Below are 18045 nucleotides of genomic sequence, written 5' to 3'. Positions count from 1 at the left end.
AAATGCGTGGCTGGTCCGCCTTCGCGGACCATGACGATGGAGGAGGAGCCGGTGCGGCGGGTTTGATGTGCGACCTTGCTGCGTCCCATCCGGTTTACCTCGACGTCATCCCGGCGAAAGCCGGGATCCAACCGCCGGTGCGGGTTCTTCGCTGGTGAGGGTACGGTACCATCGGTTGGGCCCCGGCTTTCGCCGGGGTGACGATTCGGACCGATGGGGGAGGATGTGCCGATGAAGCGCGCAGCCCTTCAATTCCCGTCACGGCGTCTCTCTTGAACCAAGCTGCCCTTGGCGCACCGGTACGACTGGTCACTCTTGAACCAAGCTGCCCTGGACCTCCGCCACCGCCCCAACCCCCTTGACCGGCTTCCCGCACTTCTCTATCACCACCGGGAACCGTACCGTACGGTACACCGCTTGCCGAGTTTCCCGTGGACCAGGTCGCCCCCGCCGCACCGCCGGAGTTTTCCGCCCGCCAGAACGATGTTCTGGAGGTGGCGCTGCGGCTGCTTGTTGAAGGCGGCGACAAGGCGCTGACGACGGCGGGGATCGCGCGCGCGGCGAACTGCTCCAAGGAGAGCCTCTACAAGTGGTTCGGCGACCGGGACGGGCTCTTGGCCGCCATGATTACCTACCAGTCGTCGAAGGTTCGGGCGGCGGCCGGTCCGGGGGCGCGGCCGGGGCGGGAGGCGTTCCGGGGGCTGCTGGTGACGTTCGCGGAGGACCTCCTGACCGTGCTCTCCGGCGACGTGTCTCTGGCGCTGAACCGGCTCGCCATCGGCGAGGCGGGGCGCACGGAGGCGCGGCTCGGCGGGCTGGTGCTGAAGGCCGGCCGCCGGCCGATCGAGGCGCGGGCGCGGTCGCTGCTGGAGGCCGGCCGCGCGGCGGGTCACCTCGCCTTCACGGATACGGGCGACGCCTACCATACGCTCTACGGCCTGATCGTGCGCGACCTGCATGTCCGCCTCCTCCTCGGGGACAGCCCCGATCCGGCGGAGCGGAACGTGCCGGCGCGGGCGGCGACGGCCATCGACCAGTTCCTCCGCCTCCACGGGGCGGATGAGAAGAACGCCAAGGGACCGGGCGGCGACACCGGACCGGCCTGACGGCAGAGAGAAACGCCACGAGGAAAGAAAGGGGATCCCTCCCATGCGCGTCTATTATGATCGTGATGCCGACCTGAACCTCATCAAGGGCAAGAAGGTCGTGATCGTCGGCTACGGCTCCCAGGGCCGCGCCCATGCGCTGAACCTGAAGGATTCGGGCGCCAAGGAGATCGCGGTCGCCCTGAAGCCGGGCTCCGCCACCGCCAAGAAGGTGGAGGCCGACGGCCTCAAGGTCATGACCGTGGCGGAAGCCGCCGCCTGGGGCGACCTCCTGATGATGGCGACCCCGGACGAGCTGCAGGCGGACATCTACCGCGACGAGATCGCCCCGAACATCCGCGACGGCGCGGCGATCGCCTTCGCCCACGGGCTCAACGTGCACTTCGGCCTGATCGAGCCGAAGAAGACCGTGGACGTCATCATGATCGCCCCGAAGGGCCCCGGCCACACCGTGCGCGGCGAATACGAGAAGGGCGGCGGCGTGCCGTGCCTGGTGGCCATCCACCACGACGCGTCGGGCAACGCCCTCGACATCGCGCTCTCCTACGCGTCGGGCGTGGGCGGCGGCCGGTCGGGCATCATCGAGACCACCTTCAAGGAAGAGTGCGAGACCGACCTCTTCGGCGAGCAGGTGGTGCTCTGCGGCGGCCTCGTGGAGCTGATCCGCGCCGGCTTCGAGACGCTGGTCGAGGCGGGCTACGCCCCCGAGATGGCCTATTTCGAGTGCCTGCACGAAGTGAAGCTGATCGTCGACCTCATCTATGAGGGCGGCATCGCCAACATGAACTACTCCATCTCGAACACCGCCGAGTGGGGCGAGTACGTCACCGGCCCGCGCATCGTGACGGCCGAGACGAAGGCCGAGATGAAGCGCGTGCTGAAGGACATCCAGACCGGCAAGTTCACGTCGGAGTGGATGCAGGAGTACCGCGCCGGCGCCGCCCGCTTCAAGGCGATCCGCCGCAACAACGACGCCCACCAGATCGAGGACGTCGGCGCCAAGCTGCGCGGCATGATGCCGTGGATCAAGCAGAAGGCGCTGGTGGACCGCACCCGCAACTAACGACGCGGGGCTGAGCGCCCCACGGCGATCGACGACGCGGCCCGCGGGTGGAGATGCCCCCGCGGGCCGCAGCGCGTTCAGGGCGGGGGGGGGGCCGTGAGCGGTCCGCCCCCGCGGGCCGCGACAGGGGACGGATGGGCCGTGGAGCGCCGGGCCGTCTGTCAGACGACCCCGAGGGCGGTCAGGACGGGGCGGCGCCTGGTTTGGAACGCCTCGTATTGGGCGCGGAACTCGGCGAGGTGTTCGGCGGGGTTTTCCAGGCGGCGGCCGTCCTTGACCACGCGCTGGCCCTGGGCCTCCAGGATGGAGGCGGCGAACTGGGCGGGGTCGGCCTCGCCCTCGATCTCGGCGAGGATGAAGAGCTGGCCGAAACGGTCGACCGCGACGCCGCTGCCGGTGACCGGCGAGGCGAGGCAGCCGAGGTCGGCGCTGGCGCGGGCGCGGAGCACGACGGCGCGGTTGAAGGCGCGGGTGCGCTCCGCCCGGGCGGACTCCCCCGCTTCGCCGAGGCACGGCTGCAGCTGGTCGGTGCCCACGAGGACGGTGATCGCCTGGCGCAGGCGCGCCCAGCCGAGGCCCGCGATGGCGGCATCGGCCGCGATCTGCCGGATGGTGCGCGGGCCGGACGCGAAGGCGTCCAGGATGGGGGCGTAGACCTCCGCGATCAGGCCCATGCGGCCGCCGGCACCGTCCACATGCATGACCGCGTCCTCGCGCCGAATGGAAAGCGCGAAGCGCTGGTCGGCCCAGGCGTCCTGCAGATCGAGGGCGTTGAGGGCGATCGGACCCTTCTGGAACACGTCGCGGCGGAATTGCTGGTTCACCAGGAAGTCGCGCACTGTCTCGCGGAGCGCCGGGGCCGGCACGTCGGCGAGAACGTCGCGGTGCTCCTGGGTGAGGCTGACCGCGTCCACATGGTCGAGGAGGGCGGTGGAGCCCACGAAGGAGAGCTTGGCCTCGTCCAGCTCGGCGGCGACGTCGGCGTGGTAGAAGGGCTCCCAGTCGCGGTTGAGGTGCTCGTGGGCGAGATAGTTGCGGCTCGACGCCTTCATGCGGTCGAGACGCTCGCCGACGCCCGGGTTGACCCGGAAGTAGACGGAGTTGGCGGATCGGATCCGCTCGGAGAAGGCGAGGGCGGCGTCGATGCGCTTCTCGATGGAGCCGGTCGCCACGGCCGCGTGGTCCACCAGGAGGCGGCGCAGCGGCATGCCGGACGCCCAGCCGGGGAGGGCGTTGTAGGAGAGATAGACGAGCCCGCCCACCTTCAGGCGCCGGCGGATGAACTCCACGATCACCCTGCGATTCTCGGCGCTGATCCACGACCAGATGCCGTGCAGGCTGACGATGTCGAAGTCGGGCAGGTCGTCGCGGGCGAGGAAGTCCGCGAAGGCGTCGTCGTAGAAGCGGATGTTGGACGAGCCGGCGGCCGCCGCGAGGGCCCGGGCGCCGGCGACGTGCGTGGGGTTGAAGTCGGTGGCGTGGAAGCTGACGTGCGGGTTGGCGGCGGCGAGGACGTTGGCCGAGAAGCCCTGGCCGCAGCCGAGCTCGCAATAGGCGAGCGGTGCTTCGGCCTTGCGGGCGGAGACGCCCTTGGAAAGGGCCACGAAGCCGAGGACCGCCGGGGTGAGTTCCCGGTAGAACCCTTGCGTGTAGCTGATCTCCGATACGTAGCCGGACGTCCAGGTCGCCATCGCATTCCCCCGATTCGCGCTCAAGAACAGTGCGCGAGCCGCCAGGGCATGGCGAGAGGGGAGGGGCGCAGCGACAGATATTTTAACCAGAATCTACAATGCGATTTCGGGGCAATTTCGCGCCGGGGCCGACCGGCCCGCGCTTGACAGCCGGTGTGCGGTGCGGGATCGAGGGGGCTCGAACCCATGGCGCCGGCGCGAGACCCTTCGATGATCACCCCCATCACGGACGTCAACGTCGTCATGGTTCCCGGTTCGTGGACGATCGACGCAGAGACCCGGGCGCGCATCGACGCCCATTGGGCCGAGGCAATCGCGGACAATCCGAAGCTCTGGAACGGGCGCGTGCTCGGGGCCGTGGCGCCCGGCCTTCCGGGCGGGCTCGCGATCGAGGGCGGTGTCCTGACCGGGACGGCGCAGGAGGGCAACTTCGCCGACTACCTCGCCTGGCGCGACTGGGGCTTCCCGGAGTTCGGCATCCGCAACCTGTTCGGCTCGGCGCTGATCCTGTCGTCGGACGGCGCGCTGATCTACGGCGTGATGGGACGGCACACGGCGAACGCGGGCCGGATCTATCCGCCCGGCGGAAACCTGGAGCCGCGGGACATCACGCCCGACGGTCGGGTGCACGTGATCGGCTCCATCGAGATGGAACTGACCGAGGAGACCGGCCTCACGGCCGAGGAGGCGGACGTCGCCAGCACCCTGGTGGCCTTCGACGGACCGCGGATCTCCGTCGGCCGCATCTTCCGCTTCCGGGACAGCGCGGCGGATCTCGTCGCCCGCATCGAGGCTCATTCCGCGGCCGAGGTCGACCCGGAACTGGACGGGCTCGTGGTGGTGCGTTCGGCGAGCGACCTCACCGAACGCACGCCGGGCTACGCCCATCTGCACGCGCGCGCCGTGCTGGGGCGCTGACCCGGCGCCGAAGACTCGGGGCCCGGCAGGCGTCCGGGCACCCATGGGGTCTCAGGGTCCGCCGGTCCTCGTCTTACGCGGGGTCTCAGGACCCGTAAGGCGAGCGGCAGTTCCGCACCCGGCCGGAGTAGTCGATCCAGGTGTTGTCGTGCGGCCGGTAGGACCGGTAGCGGGCGTTGCACCACTGGACGTGGGCCGACCGGCTTTCGTAATGGCGATAGGCCGTGCGCGGCGGCGCGTAGACGCGGGGCGCCCGGTAGCGGTAGCGCGGCACGGCGTAGACCGGCGGCTCGTCGTAACGGTAGTAGACGCGCGGCTCCCGGTAGGCCGGATAGCCGTAACCGGAGTCGTAGCGGTAGCGCGGGGCGGCATAGACCGGCGGCGCGGCGTAGACCGGCGGCGCCAGGGCCTGGCCGAGCAGAAGGCCGCCCAGCAGGCCGATGCCGGCGCCCGCCCAGACGTCGCCGTTGTGGTGATGCCGGCGCCGATGGTCGCGGGCGTCCGCGTCGCCCGTTGTGGCGACGGTGCCGGTGGCGGCCGTCACGACGATCATGGCGGCGGTGGCGATGCTCCTCAGGGTTTTCATCATCCTCTCCCGTCCAGGCCGCGGGCGGCCTCCGACCCACCAGGGCGAGGCGCCGACGGTGACGCGCGTCCAGTGCAGCGGATCGGCGCGGCGAACCTATGGCAAACGGATGCGATCACAGCAAAATTCCGGCGGAGGACTCCTGGTTCCGCAGGCGGCCCGCCCGGAGCCGGCGTCGCTCGGCGCGGAGCGACGAAGGCCGCGCTCGCATTTCGGCGGTGGCCCGGGGACGCCGTTCGGCTTATCGTCCGGCACAGGAGGGCGGCTCGGGTCGCCCGGGATCCAATCATCGCAAGGGGCAGCGGCGTGGCGCGTCGATACGCAATCCTGGACGTCTTCACCAATCGGGCGCTGGCCGGCAATCCGCTGGCCGTCGTCCTCGACAGCGAAGGGCTGGACACAGCGGCCATGCAGGCCATCGCCCGCGAGTTCAACCTGTCGGAGACGGTGTTCGTGCTGCCGCCGTCGCGGCCGGGCCTGACGGCGCGGGTGCGCATCTTCACGCCCGCCAAGGAGCTGCCGTTCGCCGGCCATCCGACCGTCGGGACGGCGGTGCTGCTGGCGACGGAACGGCTGGACGGCATCGCCCGCGAGACGGACGCCATGGTGGTGCTGCAGGAGGAGATCGGCATCGTCCGCTGCGGCGTCGTGCTGGCGCCCGGGCGCGCCGGCCGCGCGGTGTTCGACGTGCCGAAGCTGCCGGAGGAACACCCGTTCCGCGGCGACATCGGCTTGGCGGCGTCGGCGCTCGGGCTCAACCGGCAGGACATCGGGTTCGAGAACCACGTGCCGTCGGTGTTCTCCGTCGGCCACCCGTTCGTGTTCGTGCCAGTGCGCGACCGGGCCTCGGTGGACGCGATCCGGCCGGAGCTTCGCCACTGGGAGGCGGGCTTCGGCGCGGCGGGCATCAACGTGTTCGCCTACACGCGCGAGTGCGCGCACCAGGACGGCGACTTCCACGCCCGCATGTTCGCGCCCGACCTCGGCATCGGCGAGGACCCGGCGACCGGATCGGCGGCCGCCTGCTTTGCCGGCGTGGTGATGCGCTTCGACGGCTCCTCGGACGGGGAGAAGACGATCATCATCGAGCAGGGCTACGCCATGGGGCGGCCGAGCCGGATCGAGCTCGAACTGGTGGTGGAAAAGGGGCGCCTGCACGCCGGCCGCATCAGCGGCGAGGCGGTGTTGGTGGCGCGGGGCGACCTGCTGCTGTGATGCCCCGAGCCGCCCGCGGCCGTCGCCGCACGGCTGCGGACTTCGCCGTCGTCAGAAGATGATCTCGCCGGCCGTGATGGCGAGGAGCAGGAAGATCACGAAGATCGCCAGGAAGACCGCGAACAGGATCTTGGCGATCCGGCCTGCCGCCGACGAGATGCCGCTGAAGCCGAGCGCGCCGGCGACCAGCGAAATGACGAGAAAGATCACGGCCCACTTCAACATCGGCATGCTCCCGGAACAAGGCTTCGGCGGCGCTTCCGCTTGCCGGAGAAACACGCCCGGCGCGGGAGTGTTCCGTGCCTCAGCACGCGCCGAACTCTTCTCGCGCCCGGGCCGGAGGCGATGGTGGGGCAGGGAAGGGAGGGGCCGTCCGGTGCCGGCTCGACGCGCGACCACTTGGTAGCGGGTGGCCGGTCAGGCCGGAGGCTTCGGCAGGTTCAGCCGGTTGCGGGCGATGGAGTCGATCCCGCGCCGCCAGTCCGCGTCGGTGTTGGCGTGGAGGACCGTGCCGCCCGCCGCCACCGTGCTGCCGTCCGCCACCGAGTAGACGAAAACCTGCAGGTTGATCAGGATGCTGGACACCTTCTGCACTGTCGTGATCATCACGAAGTCTGCGCCGGCCTTGCGGCCGAGGGCGAGTTCGCAGCGGCCGCAGGAGCCGAGGTTGTAGTCGTTGATCTCGGCGGAGACCGCCTCGTTCTCGACGACCGCGTAGTCGGCGGTGGCGGCGGCCACATGGGCCTTCAACCGCTCCTCGATCATCTCCACCCGCTTCAGGTCCGCGGCGCGGGTTTCGTCGGTCTCACCGGCGCCCTCGGCCTCGTACTGCGTGTCGAGCAGAATGACGCGCCGCGGCTCGGCGGACGCGTGGGGCGCGGCGAGGCCGGCCGCGAAGGCGATCGCCGCGAGGACTGGAAATCGCGTCACCAGGTGCTCTCCTCCCTCATGGCCGTGTCCGCCCGGCCGCCAAGAACAAGGTATGGCATCGGAGCGTCCTGTAAAGCGCCGCCGCGCCACGCTTTGCGGGCTGAAGGAGGCAAGGGCGTCCGGCGGGACAGGCGAGGGGGGCGGGCGCGGTCGCGCTTGCAATCGCGATTTCGTTGGGGCACAAACGCCGTCACCCATGGGCGCGCCATCATTCGCCGCCCGAGGCACGAGACGAGACTGGTCCTCATGACGATCGCGGCTCATCCGATCGCATCGACCGCCGAGCGGCACATCCTGTCCGCGCGGACCCTTTCCGCTGCCTTGTCCGCCCTGGCGCCCCGCGCCGGGCTGCTTTCGCTTACGCTTCTCCTTAGCCGCCCCTGAGCGTCGGCTGGCCTGTTCATGGCCGGGCACTCAGGGGACGACCGAGCCGCGGGAGGAGCACCGCTCCTTCATCCGACCGACTTTCCCGTTCGAGCACAAAGAGCGCCATGACAGCCTGAGGCGCACCGCTCCGGGTCCGACACGACTTCGAAGGACGACCAGCATGACCGACGCCGTATCCGCCTCCGCCGCCTCCAAGGACCGCATCGTGATCTTCGACACCACGCTGCGCGACGGGGAGCAGTCGCCCGGCGCATCGATGACCCTCGACGAGAAGCTGCAGGTGGCCGAGCTCCTCGACGACATGGGCGTCGACGTGATCGAGGCCGGCTTCCCGATCGCCTCCAACGGCGACTTCGAGGCCGTGTCGGAGATCGCCAAGCGGATGAAGCGCGCCGTCGTGTGCGGCCTCGCCCGCGCGTCCGCCAACGACATCGACCGGGCCGGCGAGGCGCTGAAGCACGCTCACGCCAAGCGCATCCACACCTTCATCTCCACGTCGCCGCTGCACATGAAGTACAAGCTGCAGCTGGAGCCTGAGGCGGTCTATGAGAAGGTGATCGCGTCGGTGACCCGCGCCCGCCAGTGGACGGACGACGTGGAGTGGTCCGCCGAGGACGGCTCGCGCACCGAGCACGACTTCCTCTGCCGGTGCGTGGAGGCCGCCATCAAGGCCGGCGCCACCACCATCAACATCCCGGACACGGTCGGCTATTCGGTGCCGGAGGAATACTACGCCCTGATCCGCATGCTGCTCGACCGGGTGCCGAACGCCGACAAGGCGGTGTTCTCCACCCACTGCCACGACGACCTCGGCATGGCGGTGGCCAACTCGCTGGCCGGCATCCGGGCGGGCGCCCGGCAGATCGAGTGCACCATCAACGGCCTCGGCGAGCGCGCGGGCAACGCGGCGCTGGAGGAGGTGGTGATGGCCATCCGCACCCGCGGCGATGTGCTGCCCTTCGTGACCGGCGTGAAGTCGCAGATGCTGGTGAGGGCGTCCAAGCTGGTGTCCAGCGCCTCCGCCTTCCCGGTGCAGTACAACAAGGCGATCGTCGGCCAGAACGCCTTCGCCCACGAGAGCGGCATCCACCAGGACGGCATGCTGAAGAACGCCCAGACCTACGAGATCATGCGCCCGGAGGATGTGGGCGTGAAGTCGACCTCGCTGGTGATGGGCAAGCACTCCGGCCGCCACGCCTTCAAGGAGAAGCTGAAGGACCTGGGCTTCGATCTCGGCGACAACGCCGTCGAGGACGCCTTCCGGCGCTTCAAGGACCTGGCCGACAAGAAGAAGCAGGTGTTCGACGAGGACATCGAGGCGCTGGTCTCCGACGAGCTGCAGGCGAGCGCGGAGGGCATCAAGGTGATCGCCCTCACGGTGATCGCCGGCACCGCGGGCCCGCAGACCGCCACCATCACGCTGGACCTCGACGGCACCCACGTGACCAAGATGGCGAACGGCGACGGACCGGTGGACGCCACGTTCAACGCCATCAAGGCCATCGTCCCCCACGAGGCGACGCTGCGCCTCTACCAGGTGAGCGCGGTGACCGAAGGCACCGACGCCCAGGCCGAGGTGGCCGTGCGCCTGGAGGAGCAGGGCCGCCAGGTGACGGGCCGCGCCGCCGACACCGACACGCTGGTCGCCTCCGCCAAGGCCTACGTCGCCGCCGTGAACAAACTCGGCGGCAACCGCGGCCGGGTGAACCCGCAGGCCGTGGCGGTCTGAGCCGGACCGGGGCCTCTCCTTGGGCGAACGCGCTGCGGAGAGGCCTCTTCCAAGCCGAATTGTCGTGTGCTGCCAGATGCTTGGCAGCAAAATGACGGTTCGGCGCACAAAGGGGGTTGCGGCCCGCCGCGCCCCCGGCTATAAGCCCGCCATCCCAACGGGACGGCGCAACCACGCCGCCGGCCCTGGTCGGGCGCGTAGCTCAGTCGGTAGAGCAGCTGACTCTTAATCAGCGGGTCACAGGTTCGATCCCTGTCGCGCCCACCAATCCTTCCAAGCACTTGGCATTCTGTTTTCGGACGGGTTCGGAAGGTCCCGGCCGTTCGCGGCTTAAGGTCGCAAAAAGGGCGGCGCTTTCGCGAACGTCCAGAGGTGTACCGGCATCCCGCATGGATGCGCGGGCCGGCCCGCTCGGGCAGAGCTCGCGAGTTCCCGGTCGCCGCGGATCTCACCACCTTCCCGACGTTGGCCGTAAGCCTGTCATTGGTATGGGAATTCGCATACAGTGACGATGTGGCATCCGGTGCCCTCCGGGTCTTGAATGTCCGGAGGCCGGGACCACCTTAGCGCACTTCAGTGCACTACGCCTGGTCCTTCGGTGGGGCTTGCCCGACATGAACAGCACACGCAAGACAGTTCTCATCGCCGAGGATGAGGCGGTGATCAGCCTCGGCCTGGAGGACGTGGTGGCGGATCTCGGGGCGCGCACGGCCGGGCCGTTCGCCACGTGCCGCGAGGTGATGGACTGGCTGACCGCCAACGAGTGCGATGCCGCCGTCCTGGATCTCACCCTGCGCGACGGCGACCTGATGGACTGCGCGGCCGCCATGGCGGCCAAGGGCGTGCCGGTGCTGATCACCTCCGGCCATATGCCGTCGGACCATCCGGTTCCGGGGGCGTACTGGGTGGGAAAGCCTTTCGCCTTCACGGCCATCCGAGACCGGCTCGCCGACATGCTGGGCGGTCCGGCGCCGTCGGCCTGAGGTCAGATCACCACGTTCAGGAGATCGACCGTCGTCCACGGCTTGCACACGAACCGAACGCAATGGGGCGCGGCCTCGGCGGCCGACAGGTGTCCGGACGTGATGATGACGCGCTTGTCCGGCCACCGGCCGCAGACGATCCGCGCGAGTTCCAGACCATCGATCGAGCCGGGCATCCGGACGTCGGTGAACACGATGTCGATGTCGTCGGGACGAGCCTCCAGAAGAGCGAGCGCCTCGTCCGCCGTGCTCACCGCCATCGTGTCGTAACCCGCTTCCTCCAGCACGTCCTGCGCCAGCATCAACGGTATCGGTTCGTCTTCCACGACGAGGATCATGGGCCGCACCTCCGAACCAGCCATTGAGCCCCGTTAACATATGTTGGCACGTCAAGTTCCCGCTGAGCTCGATATTTCTGACCTTCCGTTGTCGGAGAATTAACCAATCCGGCTTGGCGGCGGCGATGGTGAGCCGGCGGTTGAAAATTGTGCGTATGCGAACAGACTTATCCTGCGCCTGCGGCCCGACGGGGTCGCAGGCGTCGGGTCTTCGTGACCGATGGCGGGGAGGCTGGCCGCCGCGGGCGCGGCGGCCAGGGGTCTCAGGCCGGGAGCCTTTCGGCCGGGGTCTCGACGGCGGTCGCGGTTGCGGACGCGCGCTTCTTCCGCCAGTCGCCCAGGAAGAGCAGGATGGGCGCGGCGATGAAGACCGACGAGGACGCGGCGATCACGATGCCGAAGATCATCGGCACGGCGAAGCTTTCCACCGCGCTGCCGCCCCAGATCGCCATGGGAAGAAGCGACAGGAAGGCGGTGACGGAGGTGTAGAGGCTGCGGGCGAGGGTTTCGTTGATGGAGAGGTCGATGATCTCCCGCAGCGGCATCGCCTTGTAGAGCCGCATGTTCTCGCGCATGCGGTCGTAGACCACGACCTTGTCGTTGACCGAGTAGCCGACCAGCGTCAGGAGCGCCGCGATGGCGGTGAGGTTGAAGTCGAGGCCGGTGAGGGCGAAGAAGCCGATGGTCTTCGTCACGTCCAGCACCAGGGTGGCGATGGCGCCGACCGCGAACGGCCACTCGAAACGCGCCCAGATGTAGACGAGCATCGCGAGGCTGGCGAGCACCACCGACAGGATGCCGGCGGTGGCGAGTTCGCCGGAGACCTTCGGGCCGACCACCTCGGTCCGTTCCACGGCGGCCGTGGCATCGATGGCGCGCACCTCCGCCTTCAGCCGCTCCACCGCCGCCGTCTGCGCCTCCTCGCCGCCGGGCTGACGCTCCACCCGCACCAGGACATGCCGGTCGTCGCCGAAGGCCTGAAGGGCCACTTCGCCGAGGCCGAGTTCGCCGAGGCTGGAGCGGAAGGCCGCGAGGTCGGCAGGCCGCTCGGTCACCACCTCCATCTGGATGCCGCCGCGGAAGTCGACGCCGTAGTTGAGGCCGGGCGTCACGAACAGCACCAGCGACGCGAGCGACAGCACGGCCGAGAAGCCGATGCCGAAGAAGCGCGCCCGCATGAAGCGGATGCGGGTGCCGTCCGGGATCAGCCGGACCGGGAAGAGCGGCTTGATCTCCAGCCGCTTCAGCTTCCGCCGACGCACGATGGCCATCATGATGACGCGCACGATGGAAACGGCCGTGAACATCGAGATGGCGATGCCGAGGCCCATGGTGACGGCGAAGCCGCGCACCGGGCCGGAGCCGAACCAGAACAGCAGCACGGTGGCGATGAGCGCCGTGACGTTGCTGTCCACGATGGTGGCGTAGGCGCGCTTGAAGCCCGCGTCCAGGGCCGCGATGGCGCTGCGGCCCTTGGCGGTCTCCTCCCGGATGCGCTCGTTGATCAGCACGTTGGCGTCGACCGCGAGGCCGATGCCGAGCACGATGCCGGCGATGCCGGGCAGCGTCAGCGTCGCCCCGAGAAGCGACAGGCCCGCGAAGGTGAGCACCACGTTCAGCCCGAGCGCCAGGTTGGCGAGGAGGCCCCAGGCTCCGTAGAGCACCACCATGAAGCCGACCACGAGGCCGAACCCGACGAGGCCCGTGACGATGCCCATCTCGATGGCGTCGGCGCCGAGGTCCGCGCCCACGGTCCGCTCCTCGATGACGGTGAGCTTGGCCGGCAGGGCGCCGGCGCGCAGGAGCGCCGCGAGATCGGTCGCCTCCTCGACGGTGAAACTGCCGGAGATCTGTCCGGAGCCGCCGGTGATCGGCTCGCGGATGACCGGCGCCGACAGCACGGTCTGGTCGAGCACGATGGCGAACGGCTTGCCGACGTGCGTGCGGGTGATCTCGGCGAACCGGGCCGAGCCGGCGGTGTCGAAGCGGAAGGTGACGAGGGGCTCTCGGGTGCTCGGGTCGAAGCCGGCGCGGGCGTCGGTGAGGCGGTCGCCGGTGAGTTCGACCCGGTCGTCCACCGGATAGGCTCGGCCCGCCGCATCCTTCAGGAGCGTCACCCCGGGCGGCACCGCGCCTTCATCGGCCGGCGTGTCGGCGAGGAGATGGAAGGTCATCTTGGCTGTGGAGCCGAGAAGATCGCGGATCCGGGCCGGATCCTGGACGCCGGGGAGCTGGACAAGGATGCGGTCGGCGCCAACGCGCTGGATGGTGGGCTCCGCGACCCCGACCTGGTCGATGCGCTGGCGGATGATCTCCAGGCTCTGTTCCACCGCGGCGCTCGCCCGGTCGGCGAGCCCGGCCTCGTTGAGCGCGACGGTGATGGTCTCGCCCGAGCCCCCGAAGGCGAGGTCCGATCCGCCGGACAGGCCGACCGGGGTGGCGAGCGGGGCGAGAGCCGCGAGGGCGGCCTGACGCTGGCCCGCCTCGGCGAGGCGGATGGTCAGCTGGGCGTCGGACCGGCGGATGGTGGCATCGTTGACGCCGGCATCGCGGAGCGCCCGGCGCGAGTCCTGGGTGAGGGTCTGGAGCCGTTCCTTCACCAGGTCGGCGCCGTCCACCTCAAGGACGAGGTGGGAGCCGCCGCGCAGGTCCAGGCCGAGGGAAACCTGGGTCCGGGGAAACCAGGAGGGCAGGGCGTCGAGGGTGGTTTTCGGAACGATGTTCGGCAGGGCCGTGAGGATGCCGAGGGCGATGATGACCACGTAGGTGGCCACGAGCCAGGGTGACGTTTTCATGAGACATGTCCGTGCAGGCGTTCCTGCGTCCGGCTTTTCGGCCGGCGCAGGAACGCGCCTTGATCAGGGTGACGATCAGGCGGCGGCGGACGGAGGGGCGCGGGGCGTGTGGGCGCGGCGAACCGCGGCCGCCCGCACGGAAGACGCCCGGTTCGGCGGCCGGTCGACAGCCCGTCGGCCGGCAAGGAAGGCAGGTTGCGCGCCGATCGCCGGTCGGCCGGACGGCGGCGGAGCCGCCTTCGGGTCGGCCCGCTCGGCGGCGGCGATCGCGCCGGCATCCGCGCGCGGGGCGAGATGACGGGCGGCACCGGTCGCCTGGACGCCGAACCCGGCGGACGCCGGCCGCACGTCCGGCGCGGGGGCTCCGAGCAGAAAGCCCACATAGGCGAAGAGGAGCGCGACGACCGCGCCGGCCGCGCGGAGCCGCCCAGGCGCCGGGCCCGGTTCGGTCGTCTGCGCGTCGGGGCGGCCGGCCATCGTCATCGCCATGGCATATCAGAGCGGGGCGCGGCCCGTCGACGGGGATCGGCGGGCGGGCGTTGAACGGACGGGCGGAGCACGGCCGAAAGGGTGGCGCGGAGCAGCCGGACGGCTGTGCTCCTGCCGTTACAGAATAGACATGCAGAATAGACGTGCGAAGCACATGCAGTCTCCTGCTCAAGGTCGACGACGCGCTGCGGACCAGACCTCCGCCCCTCGTGATATGACGTCAGTGTGACGCCAGTAGAAGAAGCAGCCGATCGCCGGCGTTCGAATAGTGCGCACCCGAAACCAGCTACTCTGGATTCCTGCGCGATATTTCGGAACCATGCGGGCTACGTCCGGTTGACCAGGTATCTCATCAACATGGAGGGTACGAGATGACCGGAAGACTTTTTGCGATCCTGTTGGCCTCGGCCGCCCTGCCTGCGGCCGCCTTCGCGCAGGACACCAGCACGCCTCCGGCCCAGCAGGACCCGGCCATGATGCAGCCGGCGCCGTCCGGCGGCGGGGGCATGGGGGCCGGTGCGCAGCCCGGCGATCCCGCCCAGGGGCTTCCGGCGGCCGCGGGCGAGGATGCGCGCGGCGGCATGCCCGACACGGACGTCACCCAGGACACCACCGTCACCGGCGGCGAATCCGGGCAGATGACCGCCGGCATGCAGTCTGAAGGTCCGTTCGTGACCGTCCCGGCAGAAGGCGCGTGGCGGGCTGCCGACCTGGAAGGCAAGGCCGTGTTCGGGGCCGACGGCGAGAGCATCGGCGACATCAAGGACATCCTGGTCAACGATCAGGGCCAGGTCGCCGCGGTGATCATCGGCGTCGGCGGGTTCCTGGGCATCGGCGAAAAGGACGTGGCCGTGGCCATGAACGCGCTTCAGTTCGGGCCGGGCATGACCGCTGCCGAGGCCGAGGCCGCCGGTGCGACCGGGCCGGCCGCGACCGGTGAGATGGCCGGAAACGAGACGGCGGTGACCGGCACGACGCCGACCATGGCGCCGACCGGCTCCACGACCACTGGGGACCCGGGTGCCACCGGCTCCACAGGCTCCACCACCGGGACCGGCTACGGCACGGAAAGCGCCGCCAACGACGTCCGGATCGGCGCCGACGGTCTCCCGGACCGCATCGTCCTCAACGTGACCAAGCAGCAGCTCGAGGACGCCCCGGCGTTCGAGGGCATGCAGGCCGCGACCCCGCAGTGATCATCGGGCGGGCGTCCTGCCCGCCCATCCTTCCCACCCATGACCACATGGAGACAACCAATGGCGAGTTCCGACGACAAGGCCAAGGGCACCGGCAACGAGGCTGCCGGCAACATCAAGCAGGCCGCCGGCAAGCTGACCGGCGACGACAAGATGCGCTCCGAGGGCGCCGTCCAGGAGAAGAAGGGCGAGGGCCAGCAGGCGCTCGGCAAGGCCAAGGACAAGATCAAGGGCGCCGTGGACGGCCTCTGACCATGACGCCGCCGCCCGGCCGACACCGGCCGGGCGGCCCCGTCCCAAGGAGTTGACCTCATGCTGAAATTCATCGGCGGCACCCTCGGCATCATCTTCCTGATCGGCCTCCTGGTCGTGATCGGCCTCTTGGCGCTCATCTTCTGATCTCCACCCGACAGGGGATCGCCGGACGGGAGACTGGCTTCATGTTCTTCGACGGATGGGCGGACCTCGGACGTATTCTCCTGGTCGGAACGCTCGCCTACGGCGGGCTCGTCGCGCTGCTCCGGGTCACGGGCAAGCGCACGCTGTCGAAGATGAACGCGTTCGATCTCGTGGTGACGGTGGCGCTCGGCTCCACCCTGGCGACCATCCTGCTCAGCAAGGATGTGGCGCTCGCCGAGGGACTGGTCGCGTTCGCTCTTCTGTGCGGTCTCCAGTATCTGGTCGCCTTCCTGTCGGTCCGGTCGAACCGGTTCCAATCCTTCGTCAAGTCCGAGCCGCGCCTCCTCTACTGGGACGGCGCGTTTCTGATGTCCGCCATGCTGGACGAGCGCGTCAGCAAGGAGGAGGTCCTGGCCGCCGCAAGGTCGGACGGGCACCCGTCGCTGGACGACGTGGGCTTCGTCATCCTGGAGACCGACGGCAGCTTCAGCATCGTCCCGGCCGGAAAAGCCTCGGGCGACCTGCCCGGCGTTTCGAGCGAGCCCTCTGCCTGAGAAGCGGGGTGCGCGAACCGCTCCGGCGCGTCTCCGTCCGGGCCGCGCGCCCCTTCGCCGACGACCTTGTCCGCGCGGCCCCGGTGACGGTTGTCATCCGCCCGGCCAGCGCCTAAGCCTCCTGCGTCCAATCGAACGGCCACGCGCCAAGAACACCCAGGAGCACCCAATGACCATCCGCCGCCACCACACCAACCACCGCATGAGCCAGATCGTCGAGTTCCCGCTGTCGGGGACGATGGTCGCGCTCGCCGGACAGGTGTCCACGGACAGCACGCTCGACGTGGTGGGCCAGACCCGCAACATCCTCGACCGCATCGACACGCTGCTGGCCGAAGCCGGCACCGACAAGACCGCCATCACCCACGCCTACGTGTGGCTGGCGAATATCGACGACTTCGCCGCCATGAACACGGTCTGGGACGCCTGGGTGGCGACCGGCCAGGGTCCGGCCCGGGCCTGCGTGGAGGCGAAGCTCGCCGATCCGGCGCTTCTCGTCGAGATCCAGGTCTTCGCCGTCAAGGCGTGAGACGGCCCGCGCGGGGAGGGCGCCGGCCCACCCCGCGCGGCATTCACGGCGGTCCGGGCCGCCGCTCGGTACGGTCCCGGAGGCCGATCGCCGGGAAGGATGCAGGCGGTCGGTGCGGGCGCTCAGAGCGCCGTGCGCGAGCGCCGCGCTTCGGCGGCGACCGCCGGCTTCTCCGGCCGGGCGGGCTCGTTGGAGAAAGGGACCCGCTCGGGCGCCGAGGCCCCGGCGGAGACCACGAACTGGAGCGCTTCGTCGGTGCTCCAGTCGAGCATGATGAGATCGTCCACCGGGACGATCTCCACATAACCCGACGTGGGGTTCGGGGCCGTCGGCACGTAGACGGCCGCGAGCTGCGCGCCGGAGACGGAATCCTGAAACACGCGGGTGACGAAGCCCAGGGTTCGCATCTCCGGGGTGGGGAAGCGGATCAGCGCCACCTTCTGGACCCCCTCCGTCGGCGCCTGGAAGGCGTCCAGCATGCGCCGGACAGCGCCATAGAGGCTGCGCACGAACGGCACCCGGGCGACGGTGCTGTCGAACACCCCGATGAGCTTGCGGCCGACCACCGCCTTCGTCATGGCGCCGAGCACATAGAGACCGACGAGGACGAGGAGAAGCGCCACGACCGACTGGAAGGCGCTGGTGCGCAGGAAATCGGCAAGGCCGGGAGAGTAGCGCCCGACCGAAATGGCGAGGGCGAACACCAGCGGCCGCCCGAAGGCGATCAGCGTCTCCACCACGAACTGCACGATCCAGAGGGTCACCACGATCGGAATGAGGGTGAGGACCCCGGCAGCTATGTTGTTCTGTATACGACCCATGTCGTCGCCTCCGCCGTTCGGCAACCCCGAGGAGGATCAGCCGGTTCCCGGCGAAGGCCTCGTCGGCCGGGCCCGCGCGCGGTCGCGCGCCCGGATCGGCGGCCGACCATAGCGGACGCGGGGATCGGACAGGTCGGATTTCTCGCCGCTGGTCACGGGATCGACCACGACCGTGTCCCTGGTCCGCGCGGCCCGGAGGAGGCCGCCCTCGTCGAGAAAAGCCCCGAACCCAACCTATGCCTCGGACGCTTGACTCGCATTTCATTTCATATGAAATGGTTTTGGTGGCCGGAGCGGCCGTGCCGGGGGAGGGAGC

Annotated in this window: 19 protein-coding genes and 1 tRNA gene; 12 read left to right on the top strand and 8 right to left on the bottom strand. The window is 69.7% G+C overall.

Annotation, left to right across the window (positions count from 1 at the left end):
- Window positions 1-431: 431 nt before the first annotated feature.
- Window positions 432-1106, top strand: coding sequence for a TetR/AcrR family transcriptional regulator C-terminal domain-containing protein (locus HND91_RS14360; protein ID WP_181707282.1), 675 nt, complete (start codon window positions 432-434; stop codon window positions 1104-1106).
- 43 nt (window positions 1107-1149) lie between these two features.
- Window positions 1150-2169, top strand: coding sequence for a ketol-acid reductoisomerase (gene ilvC, locus HND91_RS14355; RefSeq protein ID WP_181707281.1), 1020 nt, complete (start codon window positions 1150-1152; stop codon window positions 2167-2169).
- A 161-nt stretch (window positions 2170-2330) separates the two neighbouring features.
- Here ilvC and HND91_RS14350 read toward each other — a convergent pair whose 3' ends face one another.
- Window positions 2331-3860 (bottom strand): class I SAM-dependent methyltransferase, encoded by a 1530-nt coding sequence (locus HND91_RS14350; RefSeq protein WP_181707280.1) that lies wholly within the window; start codon window positions 3858-3860, stop codon window positions 2331-2333.
- A 210-nt stretch (window positions 3861-4070) separates the two neighbouring features.
- Between HND91_RS14350 and HND91_RS14345 the strand changes: the two genes are divergently transcribed.
- Entirely contained in the window at window positions 4071-4778 is a 708-nt protein-coding gene (locus HND91_RS14345) for an NUDIX hydrolase (protein ID WP_181707279.1), read from the top strand.
- Window positions 4779-4863: 85 nt separating this feature from the next.
- On the opposite strand, the gene HND91_RS14340 is transcribed toward HND91_RS14345, so the two are convergent.
- The gene (locus tag HND91_RS14340) at window positions 4864-5364 is read right to left on the bottom strand and encodes a BA14K family protein (protein WP_181707278.1); all 501 of its coding nucleotides are present in this window, start codon (window positions 5362-5364) and stop codon (window positions 4864-4866) included.
- A 306-nt stretch (window positions 5365-5670) separates the two neighbouring features.
- On the opposite strand from HND91_RS14340, the gene HND91_RS14335 reads away from it, so the two are divergent.
- Complete coding sequence (locus HND91_RS14335; RefSeq protein WP_181707276.1) at window positions 5671-6579, top strand: PhzF family phenazine biosynthesis isomerase; 909 nt, start codon at window positions 5671-5673, stop codon at window positions 6577-6579.
- A 51-nt stretch (window positions 6580-6630) separates the two neighbouring features.
- Here HND91_RS14335 and HND91_RS14330 read toward each other — a convergent pair whose 3' ends face one another.
- Window positions 6631-6804, bottom strand: coding sequence for a DUF1328 domain-containing protein (locus tag HND91_RS14330; protein WP_181707274.1), 174 nt, complete (start codon window positions 6802-6804; stop codon window positions 6631-6633).
- A gap of 192 nt (window positions 6805-6996) precedes the next feature.
- Window positions 6997-7509 carry a DUF2380 domain-containing protein gene (locus tag HND91_RS14325; protein ID WP_181707273.1) on the bottom strand — a complete coding sequence of 171 codons (513 nt, stop codon included), beginning with the start codon at window positions 7507-7509 and terminating at the stop codon, window positions 6997-6999.
- A 547-nt stretch (window positions 7510-8056) separates the two neighbouring features.
- Here HND91_RS14325 and HND91_RS14320 point away from each other — a divergent pair.
- The 3 genes from HND91_RS14320 to HND91_RS14310 all read left to right on the top strand — a co-directional run bounded on the left by HND91_RS14320 (window position 8057) and on the right by HND91_RS14310 (window position 10608).
- A complete protein-coding gene (locus tag HND91_RS14320) occupies window positions 8057-9625 on the top strand; it encodes a 2-isopropylmalate synthase (protein ID WP_181707271.1) in 1569 nt (522 codons plus the stop codon).
- A gap of 191 nt (window positions 9626-9816) precedes the next feature.
- Window positions 9817-9892, top strand: a tRNA-Lys gene (locus HND91_RS14315).
- A gap of 347 nt (window positions 9893-10239) precedes the next feature.
- Entirely contained in the window at window positions 10240-10608 is a 369-nt protein-coding gene (locus HND91_RS14310) for a response regulator (protein ID WP_181707269.1), read from the top strand.
- Between the two features lie 2 nt (window positions 10609-10610).
- On the opposite strand, the gene HND91_RS14305 is transcribed toward HND91_RS14310, so the two are convergent.
- From HND91_RS14305 to HND91_RS14295, 3 genes are all read right to left on the bottom strand, one after another.
- A complete protein-coding gene (locus tag HND91_RS14305) occupies window positions 10611-10946 on the bottom strand; it encodes a response regulator (protein ID WP_246329487.1) in 336 nt (111 codons plus the stop codon).
- 263 nt (window positions 10947-11209) lie between these two features.
- Window positions 11210-13741 (bottom strand): protein translocase subunit SecD, encoded by a 2532-nt coding sequence (secD, locus tag HND91_RS14300; RefSeq protein ID WP_181707267.1) that lies wholly within the window; start codon window positions 13739-13741, stop codon window positions 11210-11212.
- Window positions 13742-13816: 75 nt separating this feature from the next.
- Window positions 13817-14230, bottom strand: coding sequence for a hypothetical protein (locus HND91_RS14295; RefSeq protein ID WP_181707266.1), 414 nt, complete (start codon window positions 14228-14230; stop codon window positions 13817-13819).
- Between the two features lie 371 nt (window positions 14231-14601).
- Between HND91_RS14295 and HND91_RS14290 the strand changes: the two genes are divergently transcribed.
- The 5 genes from HND91_RS14290 to HND91_RS14275 all read left to right on the top strand — a co-directional run bounded on the left by HND91_RS14290 (window position 14602) and on the right by HND91_RS14275 (window position 16908).
- Window positions 14602-15426: a PRC-barrel domain-containing protein gene (locus tag HND91_RS14290; protein WP_181707265.1), complete on the top strand. Its 825-nt coding sequence runs from the start codon at window positions 14602-14604 to the stop codon at window positions 15424-15426.
- A 60-nt stretch (window positions 15427-15486) separates the two neighbouring features.
- Window positions 15487-15678 carry a CsbD family protein gene (locus tag HND91_RS14285; protein WP_181707264.1) on the top strand — a complete coding sequence of 64 codons (192 nt, stop codon included), beginning with the start codon at window positions 15487-15489 and terminating at the stop codon, window positions 15676-15678.
- A gap of 60 nt (window positions 15679-15738) precedes the next feature.
- Window positions 15739-15825, top strand: a complete 87-nt coding sequence (locus tag HND91_RS23405) for a small membrane protein YohP (RefSeq protein WP_484482107.1) — start codon at window positions 15739-15741, stop codon at window positions 15823-15825.
- Between the two features lie 41 nt (window positions 15826-15866).
- A complete protein-coding gene (locus HND91_RS14280) occupies window positions 15867-16379 on the top strand; it encodes a DUF421 domain-containing protein (RefSeq protein WP_181707263.1) in 513 nt (170 codons plus the stop codon).
- 169 nt (window positions 16380-16548) lie between these two features.
- Window positions 16549-16908, top strand: coding sequence for a RidA family protein (locus tag HND91_RS14275; RefSeq protein WP_181707262.1), 360 nt, complete (start codon window positions 16549-16551; stop codon window positions 16906-16908).
- Window positions 16909-17030: 122 nt separating this feature from the next.
- Here the strand turns inward: HND91_RS14275 and HND91_RS14270 are convergent, their stop codons facing one another.
- On the bottom strand, window positions 17031-17729 hold the full coding sequence (locus HND91_RS14270) for a DUF502 domain-containing protein (RefSeq protein ID WP_181707261.1): 699 nt from the start codon (window positions 17727-17729) through the stop codon (window positions 17031-17033).
- Between the last annotated feature and the right edge of the window lie 316 nt (window positions 17730-18045).

The sequence above is a fragment of the Chthonobacter rhizosphaerae genome (assembly GCF_013839525.1).
GTDB lineage: Bacteria > Pseudomonadota > Alphaproteobacteria > Rhizobiales > Pleomorphomonadaceae > Chthonobacter > Chthonobacter rhizosphaerae.
Note: the sequence above shows the minus strand (reverse complement) of the source record. Positions and strands in the feature narration are given on the sequence as shown.

What these genes read in the sequence shown, in the direction of transcription:
- ilvC (WP_181707281.1), top strand. Translation starts at nt 1,150, where the DNA reads ATGCGCGTCTATTATGATCGTGATGCCGACCTGAACCTCATCAAGGGC.
- HND91_RS23405 (WP_484482107.1), top strand. Translation starts at nt 15,739, where the DNA reads ATGCTGAAATTCATCGGCGGCACCCTCGGCATCATCTTCCTGATCGGC.
- HND91_RS14270 (WP_181707261.1), bottom strand. Translation starts at nt 17,729, where the DNA reads ATGGGTCGTATACAGAACAACATAGCTGCCGGGGTCCTCACCCTCATT.
- secD (WP_181707267.1), bottom strand. Translation starts at nt 13,741, where the DNA reads ATGAAAACGTCACCCTGGCTCGTGGCCACCTACGTGGTCATCATCGCC.
- HND91_RS14340 (WP_181707278.1), bottom strand. Translation starts at nt 5,364, where the DNA reads ATGAAAACCCTGAGGAGCATCGCCACCGCCGCCATGATCGTCGTGACG.
- HND91_RS14345 (WP_181707279.1), top strand. Translation starts at nt 4,071, where the DNA reads ATGATCACCCCCATCACGGACGTCAACGTCGTCATGGTTCCCGGTTCG.
- HND91_RS14290 (WP_181707265.1), top strand. Translation starts at nt 14,602, where the DNA reads ATGACCGGAAGACTTTTTGCGATCCTGTTGGCCTCGGCCGCCCTGCCT.
- HND91_RS14310 (WP_181707269.1), top strand. Translation starts at nt 10,240, where the DNA reads ATGAACAGCACACGCAAGACAGTTCTCATCGCCGAGGATGAGGCGGTG.
- HND91_RS14275 (WP_181707262.1), top strand. Translation starts at nt 16,549, where the DNA reads ATGACCATCCGCCGCCACCACACCAACCACCGCATGAGCCAGATCGTC.
- HND91_RS14280 (WP_181707263.1), top strand. Translation starts at nt 15,867, where the DNA reads ATGTTCTTCGACGGATGGGCGGACCTCGGACGTATTCTCCTGGTCGGA.
- HND91_RS14320 (WP_181707271.1), top strand. Translation starts at nt 8,057, where the DNA reads ATGACCGACGCCGTATCCGCCTCCGCCGCCTCCAAGGACCGCATCGTG.
- HND91_RS14330 (WP_181707274.1), bottom strand. Translation starts at nt 6,804, where the DNA reads ATGTTGAAGTGGGCCGTGATCTTTCTCGTCATTTCGCTGGTCGCCGGC.
- HND91_RS14350 (WP_181707280.1), bottom strand. Translation starts at nt 3,860, where the DNA reads ATGGCGACCTGGACGTCCGGCTACGTATCGGAGATCAGCTACACGCAA.
- HND91_RS14295 (WP_181707266.1), bottom strand. Translation starts at nt 14,230, where the DNA reads ATGGCGATGACGATGGCCGGCCGCCCCGACGCGCAGACGACCGAACCG.
- HND91_RS14305 (WP_246329487.1), bottom strand. Translation starts at nt 10,946, where the DNA reads ATGATCCTCGTCGTGGAAGACGAACCGATACCGTTGATGCTGGCGCAG.
- HND91_RS14285 (WP_181707264.1), top strand. Translation starts at nt 15,487, where the DNA reads ATGGCGAGTTCCGACGACAAGGCCAAGGGCACCGGCAACGAGGCTGCC.